The sequence below is a fragment of the Photorhabdus temperata genome, assembly GCF_025384845.1.
Taxonomy (GTDB): domain Bacteria; phylum Pseudomonadota; class Gammaproteobacteria; order Enterobacterales; family Enterobacteriaceae; genus Photorhabdus; species Photorhabdus temperata.
Map to the genome: position 1 here is coordinate 46,292 of NZ_JAJAFX010000035.1, position 9,899 is coordinate 56,190.

Annotated in this window: 16 protein-coding genes; 4 read left to right on the forward strand and 12 right to left on the reverse strand. The window is 36.2% G+C overall.

Going from position 1 to position 9,899, the window contains the following annotated elements:
• The first annotated feature begins 16 nt into the window (after positions 1 to 16).
• From LGZ99_RS14785 to LGZ99_RS14800, 4 genes are all read left to right on the forward strand, one after another.
• The gene (locus LGZ99_RS14785; RefSeq protein ID WP_021324397.1) at positions 17 to 565 is read left to right on the forward strand and encodes a YggT family protein; all 549 of its coding nucleotides are present in this window, start codon (positions 17 to 19) and stop codon (positions 563 to 565) included.
• Positions 566 to 591: 26 nt separating this feature from the next.
• Positions 592 to 1,185, forward strand: coding sequence for an XTP/dITP diphosphatase (locus LGZ99_RS14790; protein WP_023045370.1), 594 nt, complete (start codon positions 592 to 594; stop codon positions 1,183 to 1,185).
• A complete protein-coding gene (gene hemW, locus LGZ99_RS14795) occupies positions 1,178 to 2,308 on the forward strand; it encodes a radical SAM family heme chaperone HemW (protein WP_021324399.1) in 1,131 nt (376 codons plus the stop codon). The genes LGZ99_RS14790 and hemW overlap by 8 nt, the downstream gene beginning before the upstream one ends.
• Positions 2,309 to 2,872: 564 nt before the next feature.
• Positions 2,873 to 3,898 carry an IS630 family transposase gene (locus LGZ99_RS14800; protein ID WP_262979267.1) on the forward strand — a complete coding sequence of 342 codons (1,026 nt, stop codon included), beginning with the start codon at positions 2,873 to 2,875 and terminating at the stop codon, positions 3,896 to 3,898.
• A 132-nt stretch (positions 3,899 to 4,030) separates the two neighbouring features.
• On the opposite strand, the gene LGZ99_RS14805 is transcribed toward LGZ99_RS14800, so the two are convergent.
• The 12 genes from LGZ99_RS14805 to LGZ99_RS14860 all read right to left on the reverse strand — a co-directional run bounded on the left by LGZ99_RS14805 (position 4,031) and on the right by LGZ99_RS14860 (position 9,754).
• Positions 4,031 to 4,351 carry a contact-dependent growth inhibition system immunity protein gene (locus tag LGZ99_RS14805; protein WP_262979268.1) on the reverse strand — a complete coding sequence of 107 codons (321 nt, stop codon included), beginning with the start codon at positions 4,349 to 4,351 and terminating at the stop codon, positions 4,031 to 4,033.
• Positions 4,352 to 4,395: 44 nt separating this feature from the next.
• Positions 4,396 to 4,707 carry a contact-dependent growth inhibition system immunity protein gene (locus tag LGZ99_RS14810; protein ID WP_036839941.1) on the reverse strand — a complete coding sequence of 104 codons (312 nt, stop codon included), beginning with the start codon at positions 4,705 to 4,707 and terminating at the stop codon, positions 4,396 to 4,398.
• 45 nt (positions 4,708 to 4,752) lie between these two features.
• Positions 4,753 to 5,073, reverse strand: coding sequence for a contact-dependent growth inhibition system immunity protein (locus LGZ99_RS14815; protein WP_036839938.1), 321 nt, complete (start codon positions 5,071 to 5,073; stop codon positions 4,753 to 4,755).
• A gap of 80 nt (positions 5,074 to 5,153) precedes the next feature.
• Entirely contained in the window at positions 5,154 to 5,459 is a 306-nt protein-coding gene (locus LGZ99_RS14820; protein WP_051769556.1) for a contact-dependent growth inhibition system immunity protein, read from the reverse strand.
• Between the two features lie 83 nt (positions 5,460 to 5,542).
• Positions 5,543 to 5,863 carry a contact-dependent growth inhibition system immunity protein gene (locus LGZ99_RS14825; protein WP_036839933.1) on the reverse strand — a complete coding sequence of 107 codons (321 nt, stop codon included), beginning with the start codon at positions 5,861 to 5,863 and terminating at the stop codon, positions 5,543 to 5,545.
• An 81-nt stretch (positions 5,864 to 5,944) separates the two neighbouring features.
• Positions 5,945 to 6,265, reverse strand: coding sequence for a contact-dependent growth inhibition system immunity protein (locus LGZ99_RS14830; RefSeq protein WP_262979269.1), 321 nt, complete (start codon positions 6,263 to 6,265; stop codon positions 5,945 to 5,947).
• A 44-nt stretch (positions 6,266 to 6,309) separates the two neighbouring features.
• Complete coding sequence (locus LGZ99_RS14835) at positions 6,310 to 6,915, reverse strand: contact-dependent growth inhibition system immunity protein (protein WP_051769552.1); 606 nt, start codon at positions 6,913 to 6,915, stop codon at positions 6,310 to 6,312.
• Positions 6,916 to 6,960: 45 nt separating this feature from the next.
• Positions 6,961 to 7,281: a contact-dependent growth inhibition system immunity protein gene (locus LGZ99_RS14840; RefSeq protein WP_036839918.1), complete on the reverse strand. Its 321-nt coding sequence runs from the start codon at positions 7,279 to 7,281 to the stop codon at positions 6,961 to 6,963.
• 40 nt (positions 7,282 to 7,321) lie between these two features.
• Positions 7,322 to 7,612, reverse strand: coding sequence for a contact-dependent growth inhibition system immunity protein (locus LGZ99_RS14845; protein ID WP_021324254.1), 291 nt, complete (start codon positions 7,610 to 7,612; stop codon positions 7,322 to 7,324).
• A gap of 16 nt (positions 7,613 to 7,628) precedes the next feature.
• Complete coding sequence (locus tag LGZ99_RS14850) at positions 7,629 to 8,498, reverse strand: RNase A-like domain-containing protein (RefSeq protein WP_051769550.1); 870 nt, start codon at positions 8,496 to 8,498, stop codon at positions 7,629 to 7,631.
• Positions 8,499 to 8,500: 2 nt separating this feature from the next.
• Positions 8,501 to 8,980, reverse strand: a complete 480-nt coding sequence (locus LGZ99_RS14855; protein ID WP_021324256.1) for an Hcp family type VI secretion system effector — start codon at positions 8,978 to 8,980, stop codon at positions 8,501 to 8,503.
• Positions 8,981 to 9,436: 456 nt separating this feature from the next.
• Positions 9,437 to 9,754 carry a YjeO family protein gene (locus LGZ99_RS14860; RefSeq protein ID WP_072008863.1) on the reverse strand — a complete coding sequence of 106 codons (318 nt, stop codon included), beginning with the start codon at positions 9,752 to 9,754 and terminating at the stop codon, positions 9,437 to 9,439.
• Positions 9,755 to 9,899: the final 145 nt, after the last annotated feature.

Consider the following 9,899-nt stretch of genomic DNA (forward strand, 5'->3'; position numbering starts at 1 on the left):
TTATCAGGGCTGCTAAATGCAATTTTTAACTTTTATTCTGTTCACCGTTCTGGATTTATACATCGTTGTTTTATTACTTCGAGTATGGATGCAATGGGCCCGTTGTGATTTTTACAACCCATTTGCCCAGTTTGTCGTGAAAATTACTCAGCCGGTCGTTCGGCCACTGCGCCGTGTGCTCCCGGCTATTGGTCCACTTGATACCGCTTCCGTTGTTATAGCCTATGCTCTGGTACTGCTTAAATTAACCATGCAACTCTGGTTCAGCACCGGAGCGTTTACCTTCCTCACACTTTTCATCCCTATCGGGTTAATTGAACTGCTGACAGCCGCAGGCAAGCTAGTATTTTGGCTGGTGCTGGCGCGTGCTCTGTTAAGCTGGATAAGCCAGGGCCGCAATCCGATTGACTATGCTCTGATGCAACTGACAGAACCACTGATGGCACCTATCCGCCGTATTATCCCAGCAATGGGTGGCCTTGATTTCTCCGCAATGATCGTCATTTTGATCCTCTACGCACTGAATTATCTCCGCGCTGATGTTCTCTCATGGCTGATACAGTAAATAAGAATTAAATTAGGTTCAAAATAATGCAAAAAGTTGTTCTGGCAACCGGCAATCCCGGAAAAGTTCGTGAACTGGCACAATTACTGGCTGATTTTGGTCTGGATATCGTTGCTCAAACTGAATTAGGCGTAGATTCCATCGAAGAAACTGGGCTGACATTTATTGAAAATGCCATTCTTAAAGCCCGTCACGCGGCACAAATCACCGGCCTGCCAGCGATTGCTGATGATTCCGGTTTATCCGTAGATATCCTTGGCGGCGCTCCTGGCATCTATTCAGCCCGTTATGCGGGTAAAGATGCCACCGATCAGCAAAATCTGGCAAAGCTGTTGGATACGATGAAAGATATTCCTGATGATCAACGTCAGGCTCAGTTTAACTGTGTGCTGGTTTATATGCGCCACACAGAAGATCCTACGCCTCTGGTATTTCATGGCCGCTGGGCGGGGATTATTGCCCATGAACCTGCTGGTAATGGCGGGTTTGGTTACGATCCCATCTTCTACGTACCGGAATTAGGCTGTACTGCGGCTGAGTTAAGTGGTGAACAAAAAAATGCTGTTTCACACCGCGGTCAAGCACTGAAAATGATGTTGGATACACTGCGTAATGCTTAAGCTTCCACCACTGAGTCTTTATATCCATATACCGTGGTGTGTACAAAAATGTCCTTACTGTGATTTCAACTCCCATGCATTGAAAGGTGATGTTCCACATCAGGAATATGTCGCCCATTTATTAGCAGATCTGAAAGCGGATCTGCCAATGGTCAACGGTCGGGAAATCACCACAATCTTTATTGGTGGTGGGACCCCCAGCCTGCTCAGTTCACAAGGGATGCAACAATTGCTGGATGGTGTTCGTACTCTCCTGCCAGTATCGCCGCAAGCTGAAATTACGATGGAAGCCAACCCGGGTACAGTGGAAGCCGACCGTTTCAGTGGTTATCAGCAAGCCGGCATTAACCGAATATCCATTGGCGTCCAGAGTTTCAGCCCGGATAAACTGGTACGTCTTGGCCGTATTCACGGGCCGGATGAAGCCAAACGGGCTGCACATTTAGCTGCCAGCCTAGAGCTACGCAGTTTTAATCTGGATTTGATGCACGGTTTGCCAAACCAAAGCCTTGATGAAGCACTGGATGACTTACGTCAGGCAATTGCGTTATCACCACCGCACCTTTCGTGGTATCAACTGACTATTGAGCCAAATACCAGCTTTGGTTCCCGTCCTCCGGTTCTGCCTGACGATGATGCTTTGTGGGATATTTTTTCACAAGGGCATCAATTGCTGACAGCAGCAGGTTATCAGCAATACGAAACTTCTGCTTATGCCAAACCAGGCTATCAATGCCAGCATAATCTCAACTACTGGCGTTTTGGCGATTATCTTGGTATTGGCTGTGGCGCTCATGGAAAAATCACCTTTGAAGATGGCCGTATTCTGCGTACAGTAAAAACCAAACATCCTCGCGGATATATGCAGGGGCGCTATCTGGATAAACAGCATCAGGTAGAAAATGAAGATCGGCCATTTGAATTTTTTATGAACCGGTTCCGTTTACTGGAAGCCATGCCAAAACAAGATTTCAGTGATTTCACCGGATTATCGGAAAGTTCAATCCGCAATCAAATTGATCAAGCCTTAGCCGCGGGTTACCTTTCTGAAACAGCAACACATTGGCAAATTACGCAGAAAGGGAAACTGTTTCTGAATTCATTATTGGAACTGTTTATTTAATGCAAAAATTGCCTTCGAAAAATTCAGTTCCACAAAGATCATCTTATGCATAAAATCGATACCGACACTGGTTTCGAGTTTATTCATAATACATTGCCCCTTACTGAACTTCAGTAGGGGCTCCCCGTTAGACGATAACAACTGAATGCTCAGTGTCTGGCTCCTGCTTCATCGCAACTAAGCGCCCCGCTCAGGCTGCTGACCAATTCATTATCCTTTTTTTATGCATTATTTTTATGGCTTGCTTCGTAAAATGACAGTGAGAAAGCATCTGAATATCAGTCTGTTTGAATAATATTCTTTTACATGCCAATTTTTTTTCAACTTTTTATTAATGTTTAATGGGCTTCGATTAAACGCAATTCATTATACTTCTGAAAAGCACGTTTATTGCGTTAAATCCACTTCTTATATAAGAACTTTAATCTCTATATTCGCGTTTTTAAATGGTTATAAAAGCTGGTATTAATGGAGTGCCTGTTTTTTTAACCCTTAACTAATAGATATACCCGTAATCATTGAAGATGCTTGATTTTATCCGAAATGGAGATCATTATCCTCGCTATGAAAATATTTATTACATCAGAACAAAAAATCAAACTTGAACGTCTTCACGACACCACTCGTGATGGTCAAGTACGAGACAGAATAAAAGCTATCCTTCTGGCTTCTGAAGGGTGGAGTTCTGTGATGATAGCCCAGGCATTGCGACTCCATCAGACCACCGTTGACCGTCATATCAGTGATTACCTCAATCAAGGTAAACTTCAATCTGATAATGGGGGGTCTGATAGTTTACTTTCTCGAGAGCAAACTGACTTTTTAATCAACCACTTATCTCAAAATCTTTTCCATCACACACATGAAATTGTGGCCTATGTTACTCAGCTCTGGAATATTACCTTTAGCATTCCAGGCATGAATAAATGGCTACACCGTCAGGGGTTTTCTTATAAAAAACCTTGTGGTGTCCCTCATAAATTCAATGCAGAAAAACAGAGACAATTTATTGAATATGATGAAAATCTTAAAGTCACAGCGAAAGACGAACCCATCCTCTTTCTTGACGCGGTTCACCCGACTCAAGGCACTAAACTCGGTTATGGCTGGATGCGAAAAGGCGAGAAAAAAACAGTCAAAACAACAGGAAGCCGAACTCGCCTGAATATATTGGGCACACTCAACCTGAATGCCATTGGTCGTACGGTGTTCCAGGAATATCAAACCCTCAATGACTACAACATTTGCTGTTTTTTCAATGAAATAAGAAAGTCTTATCCTAACTATCATCAAAAAATTCATCTTATTGTGGATGGGGCGGGTTACAACAAAGCTCATCTTGTGAAGGAGTGGGCTTATGTTAGCAATATTGAGTTACATTACCTTCCTCCATACAGCCCAAATTTAAACCCGATAGAGCGATTATGGAAGGTCATGAATGAACATGTTCGAAATAACCGTTATTTCGCTGATAAACATGAATTTCGAGACAAAGTATTTAAATTTTTCACCACAACGCTACCTGATATAGCGGACTCGCTGATGTCTAGAATTAACGACCATTTTCAGGTGCTAAAAACTGCATCTTGAAGTTTCTTGGGTATATATTAAATTATCTAACAGTGGATATTGGCTGTCCATTTTTTTTCCTGTAAATTTCAACTAATAAAGATATACTGTTGATATATAAAGTAATTTTTATCTGAATTCGTAATAATTTAATTATTCATCTTTTTCAGGGTGTTCATTTAAAAACTCCTGCGCTCTTTTCGATACATAATTTAGAAATTCAAGTGCTGTCATATTCCATACTTCTGGGAGAACATCAGCATCATGATAGAGAAAATCAAATCTATTCTCTACATTTTCGGATGTGTTAATAATAGAATCGATTTCTTCTATTAACCCTTTTATCATTCCTCGAGTTGCAACATGAAGAAAGTCATCTATAACATCATTAATCTCTGGCCCAGATATTATCGCATAGTCTTGATTAAAATAAGCATACATCAAAATATCTAGAAAAGGATACTGTTCGTTCATTAAATTAAATTTCCTTGTCTACTGTTGTATTAAAAATATTATGATTAGTTATCGTTATCTAAATAATTTTGTACTCTTTTTGATACATGATTTAGAAAGTCTAAAGCAGTAGTCTCCCATAAATCAGGGTTAAAATCATAACGATATAGTTCTTTGAATTCTCTTTCTACATCTTCGGAATTCTGGATAAAGTAATCAATATCTTTTATTAATTCTTTCATAAGCGTGGGAGGTTCGCTATTTATATACTCAGTTATTACCTTATCTATTGTTGTTTCGCCAAATATATCGCAATTTTGGTTAAAGTAAGTACCTATAAAGTTATCTAAGTATTGTGTTTTAGTTTCTCTTTCCATTAAATCAAACCTCTTTTTTTATTGTTGTATTTAAAAATACTTTAATTATTTATCTTGTTCAGTATGCTCGTTTAAAAAATCTTGTGCTTTTTTTGACACATGCTCTAAAAATTCAAGTGCTGTCATACTCCATACTTCTGGGAGAACGTCAGCATCAGAATATATAAAGTTAAATTTTTTTTCTATATCTTTGGAGTTACATATAAAAGAATTAACTTCTTTTATTACTTCTTTTTTCATATTATTGCTTGTGTTACTAAAAAAGTCATTTATAACGTCATCAAGCTCAGGGCCAGATATTATGTCGTAGTCTTGGTTAAAATAGGCGTACATCAAATTATCTAGAAGTGGGTATTGTCTGTCCATTTTTTTCCTGTAAATTTCAACTAATGATGATATGCTGTTGATATATAAAGTAATTTTTATCTGGATTCGTAATAATTTAATTATTTATCTTTTTCAGGGTATTCATTTAAAAATTCCTGCGCTCTTTTAGATACATAATTTAGAAAGTCAAGTGCTGTGGTATCCCATAAATCAGGATCAAAATCAGAATCAGAATAAACAAGTTTAAATTCTTTTTCTATATCTTTTGAATTGCAGATAAAAGAGTCAATTTCCTCTATTAGTTTTCTTTTCATCTCCTTATTTGTAGTATCAAGATAGTCATTTATGACGTCATCAAGCTCAGGGCCAGATATTATGTCAAAATCTTGATTGAAATAAGCGTACATTAAACGATTGAGTTCCATTTTCTTTTCCATAAATTTTAATTAAATTTGGGGAATGCTGTTAGTATATAGTATTGTTTACTGTTAAATTCAGAATGCTTTAATCATTCATCTTGTTCAGTGTGCTTGTTTAAATAATCTTGTGACTTATTTGACACGTGTGTCAAAAATTCAAGCGCTGTCATGCCCCACCCTTCGGGGAGAACGTCAGCATCATGATAATAATAATCAAATGTGTTCTCTACATCTTCAGAAGAATCAATAAGATCGTTAATTTCTTCTATTAACCCTTTTTTCATTCCCTGAGATGCATCATTAAGAAAATCATTGATAACATCATCAAGCTCGGGACCGGATATTACATCGAAGTCCTGATTAAAGTAGGCATACATTAAGATATCTAGAAATGGATATTGTCCGGTCATTATTTTTCCTGTAAATTTCAATTAATTATAGTATATTGTTGATATATAAAATAATTTTTATCTTAATTCGTAATAATTTAATTATTCATCTTTTTCAGGGTGTTCATTTAAAAATTCCTGCGCTCTTTTCGATACATAATTTAGAAATTCAAGTACTGTCATACTCCATACTTCTGGAAGAACATCTGCATCATGATAGAGAAAATGAAATCTGTTCTCTACATTTTCGGATGTGTTAATAATAGAATAGATTTCTTCTATTAACCCTTTTATCATTCCTCGAGTTGCAACGTGAAGAAAATCATCGATAACATCATTAAGCTTTGGACCTGATATAATCTTATAATCTTGATTAAAATAAGCATACATCAAAATATCTAGAAAAGGATACTGTTCGTTCATTAAATTAAATTTCCTTGTCTACTGTTGCATTAAGAATACTATGATTAGTTATCGTTATCTAAATAATCTTGTACTCTTTTTGATACATGATTTAGAAAGTCTAAAGCAGTAGTCTCCCATAAATCAGGGTTAAAATCATAACGATATAGTTCTCTGAATTCTTTTTCTAAATCTTTAGAATTATGGATAAAAGATTTGATCTCCTCTAATAATTCTTTTTTCATCCCTTTAGTTGTTGTTTCAAGATAGTCATTTATCGTATCGTCAATCTCTGGACCAGATATTATTTCGCAATCTTGATTAAAATAAGCGCCTATTAAACGATTGAGTTCCATTTTGTCCCCATTGAATTCTAAATAATCTTGTACTCTTTCTGATACATGATTTAGAAAGTTTAAAGCAGTAGTTTCCCATAAACCAGAATTAAAACTATGACGATACAGTTCTTTGAATTCTCTTTCTACATCTTCGGAATTATGGATAAAGTAATCAATATCTTTTATTAGTTCTTTCATAAGCATGGGAGGTTCGCTATTTATATACTCAGTTATTACTTCATCTATTTTTATTTTGCCAAATATATCGAAATTTTGGTTAAAGTAAGTATCTATAAAGTTATCTAAGTATTGTGTTTTAGTTTTTCTTTCCATTAAATTAAACCTCTTCTTTTATTGTTGTATTTAAGAATGCTTTAATTATTTATCTTGTTCGTTATGCTCGTTTAAAAAATCTTGTGCTTTTTTAGAGACGTATTCTAAGAAGCCGAAAGCAGTGATGTCCCACAATTCGGGAACGAAATCAGAGTCAGAGTAGGTAAGTTTAAATTTTTTTTCTACGTCTTCGGAATTATGAATAAAAGAATTTATCTCCTTTATTACTTCTCTTTTCATTTTTCTGCTTGTATTACTAAAGAATGCATCTATAACATCATCAAGCTCTGAACCATATATTATAGTACAGTCTTGATTAAAATAAGCATATATTAAAATATCTAGAAAAGGATACTGTTCGTTCATTAAATTAAATTTCCTTTTCTATTGTTACATTCAAGAACACTTAATATTTGTCTAAACAATCTTGTGTCTTTTTCAATACGTATTTTAAAAACTCAAGTGCTGTGGTATTCCATAGTTTAGGGCAGAAACTAGAACTATAATAGAGTACTTGAAAGTCTTTCTCTATATCTTCTGAATTCTGGATAAAAGACTCTATCTCCCCCATTAACTCTCTTTTCATCGCTTCACTTGCAGTATCAAGATAGTCATTTATGACGTCATCAAGTTCTGGGCCAGATATTATATCGTAATCTTGATTGAAATAAGCAAACATTAAACGATTTAGTTCCATTTCTCTTTCCTAAGGTTTAATATGTTGGAAATGCTGTTAATATATAATATATTTTACCATTGAATTCGGAGTGAGTTAGAACTACTCTAACTTTATATAGTTTCTGTATGTTTTTAGATCCATTAATAAGACCAAAACCAACAGGTGTGCTTGAAACATATTCAATCTCTTGTTTTACTCCTTTTGGAGTATGTTTTAGTAAAGTGGTTATTTTTATCTGATTATTCTTTAAGGCTTTTGAAATTACTTTCTCTGCCACATCTTGGTTATAAAATGTGCTTACTTCTCTTAATCTTCCTTTACTGTTTAGTATCCTATCCCTCAACTCCTGCTCCGATAACCCAACATGTTTAGCCAAAGTATGACCACCCGGTTTTAATCCAGTCTCTGACTCATGCTCAATTAATTTAATTCTGCCTACCCGAACAGAGGCAACTCTAACAGCTCCCACTATTGAAGCAAATGATAACGGTACAGCGATATCAACGGTAAGACCTATTTCAGACGCGGTATAGTCATCAGCACCAAATTCTTTTGCTAAATCTGCCGCCGCGCGATAAGTTTCCGTCATTGTTTCTCTGCCGGTTATCATTTGACTGGCAGAAGCATTCATTACATCAAGACTGTGTGCCCCGACAATAACACAGGCCGCTTTAGTGAGTGTGGTCGGGTCGGGTACCAGACAAAGACCGCCGGCACCAATAAGTTCAACCACCCCAGCGGCTAAACCCGCACCCCCTAATATTCGGTTACTCCAGGTTTCTTCTTCAGTAACGGTATTATCCGACAGAACCGCTGCCAACTGAACCGGCGAAAAAACAATGCGTAACCCATTTTCAGATTCTGAATCAACAGCATCATCAGTCAAATAATTGACGTTATTCATGGTTAATAGATCCTGTCATCCCAGAAGCTATAAGAACCTGTTGAACAAGCAAGATTGTTCCAAGTGATATTCTTGTAAGTAAAACAGATAACTTCTTGTGGTGTGCCTGAATTATTGTCTTTGGAGTGCGGATAATTGGATTTTATGCTGGATATAAAAGCATAGCCTAGCCTGATAGAATAGTATTTTTCTAACCCTCCGGTTGGCGATGTTCGGTATAATTCAAATAAACATTCCAGTTCTTCATTTTCAGAAAAACACTGCGCCAGTAAAGGCGAAGATTTATCGATAGGCTTTATTATCATGACCGGATGATGAGAAGCATGTTGCTCTCTGGTCATTAAATGTTGAAGAGTGTAAACGAAAATTTCATTTTCATGACCATGCTGGTAATTATTGCCTATGGAGTTTAAGGAGCCGCAACCCGCGGAGATTAAACCCTGTTTTTTACCTTTCAGTGTTAAATAAATCATATTTGCCATGTTGATCGCCCCTTATACTGTTTGTTTGATTCTTCTGTAGGGTGCGTGGAAAAATCAACCAAAAATTTATAAATTTAAGATAATTTACATTTGTCAGGAGAATGTAAGAAAGAAATCTGGCACAAAATATGATTGATACTATTAGTATGGCAAAGTTATTTATTTTATATATCAAATGGTTAGTCATGATTGCATATTGATCTTTACTCTACAAAGATATGTATACAGGGACATTTTAAATTATGTGATTTCTATGAGATTTGAACATCAGAAAATACTCGGATTTTCAATTTCTATAGTTGTGAAAAAATCGAAGTACAAAAGGGAATAAAAAAACGTGAACATTTTTAAGAGAGATTGATGGGGTATCCGGGGATCGTATTGGTGGCAATGACGTATGATGAGTTGACATTCAGGTAGCATTCGGCAGTTGCCACCTGAACATTTTAAATTATTCTAAATACATACCATTAATCTGATAAAAAACCGCCATATCCAATATCCCAGTAACGTAAATGTAATGATATTAAGGGAACGTGATTTGAATCTTTTCCTTGCAGTTGCATAAATTAATGGCGATATAATCAGTAAGCATGTTGGTGCAAATAGATCGCGGTTATCATTTAAAAGTGCTCTATAAGTCGCACACATGTTATTTAAATCCTTACCAACTACGTAGTGTTCTTCTTCTAAATAGGACATCAAAAATATAAACAACGCGCAAAAAATGGCATAACTGATATTTAAAGCTAAGGCTATAGCTAATCTGCTCATTCTGAAATTCTCATTATTAAATGCATTGTCTTTTCTCTATTTCCACCAATAGTAAAATAGCGGTTTTTCCTTAGTGGGCGTACTTTATTATTAAGTTTCTTTGTATTGTGAATAAGCCGATTTATGTGCCCATAAATAACTTTGA

Bases quoted from the DNA above. Each gene is read 5' to 3' on its own strand.
- LGZ99_RS14785 (WP_021324397.1), top strand. From the start codon at position 17: ATGCAATTTTTAACTTTTATTCTGTTCACCGTTCTGGATTTATACATC.
- LGZ99_RS14790 (WP_023045370.1), top strand. From the start codon at position 592: ATGCAAAAAGTTGTTCTGGCAACCGGCAATCCCGGAAAAGTTCGTGAA.
- hemW (WP_021324399.1), top strand. From the start codon at position 1,178: ATGCTTAAGCTTCCACCACTGAGTCTTTATATCCATATACCGTGGTGT.
- LGZ99_RS14800 (WP_262979267.1), top strand. From the start codon at position 2,873: ATGAAAATATTTATTACATCAGAACAAAAAATCAAACTTGAACGTCTT.
- LGZ99_RS14805 (WP_262979268.1), bottom strand. From the start codon at position 4,351: ATGAACGAACAGTATCCTTTTCTAGATATTTTGATGTATGCTTATTTT.
- LGZ99_RS14810 (WP_036839941.1), bottom strand. From the start codon at position 4,707: ATGGAAAGAGAAACTAAAACACAATACTTAGATAACTTTATAGGTACT.
- LGZ99_RS14815 (WP_036839938.1), bottom strand. From the start codon at position 5,073: ATGGACAGACAATACCCACTTCTAGATAATTTGATGTACGCCTATTTT.
- LGZ99_RS14820 (WP_051769556.1), bottom strand. From the start codon at position 5,459: ATGGAACTCAATCGTTTAATGTACGCTTATTTCAATCAAGATTTTGAC.
- LGZ99_RS14825 (WP_036839933.1), bottom strand. From the start codon at position 5,863: ATGACCGGACAATATCCATTTCTAGATATCTTAATGTATGCCTACTTT.
- LGZ99_RS14830 (WP_262979269.1), bottom strand. From the start codon at position 6,265: ATGAACGAACAGTATCCTTTTCTAGATATTTTGATGTATGCTTATTTT.
- LGZ99_RS14835 (WP_051769552.1), bottom strand. From the start codon at position 6,915: ATGGAAAGAAAAACTAAAACACAATACTTAGATAACTTTATAGATACT.
- LGZ99_RS14840 (WP_036839918.1), bottom strand. From the start codon at position 7,281: ATGAACGAACAGTATCCTTTTCTAGATATTTTAATATATGCTTATTTT.
- LGZ99_RS14845 (WP_021324254.1), bottom strand. From the start codon at position 7,612: ATGGAACTAAATCGTTTAATGTTTGCTTATTTCAATCAAGATTACGAT.
- LGZ99_RS14850 (WP_051769550.1), bottom strand. From the start codon at position 8,498: ATGAATAACGTCAATTATTTGACTGATGATGCTGTTGATTCAGAATCT.
- LGZ99_RS14855 (WP_021324256.1), bottom strand. From the start codon at position 8,980: ATGGCAAATATGATTTATTTAACACTGAAAGGTAAAAAACAGGGTTTA.
- LGZ99_RS14860 (WP_072008863.1), bottom strand. From the start codon at position 9,754: ATGAGCAGATTAGCTATAGCCTTAGCTTTAAATATCAGTTATGCCATT.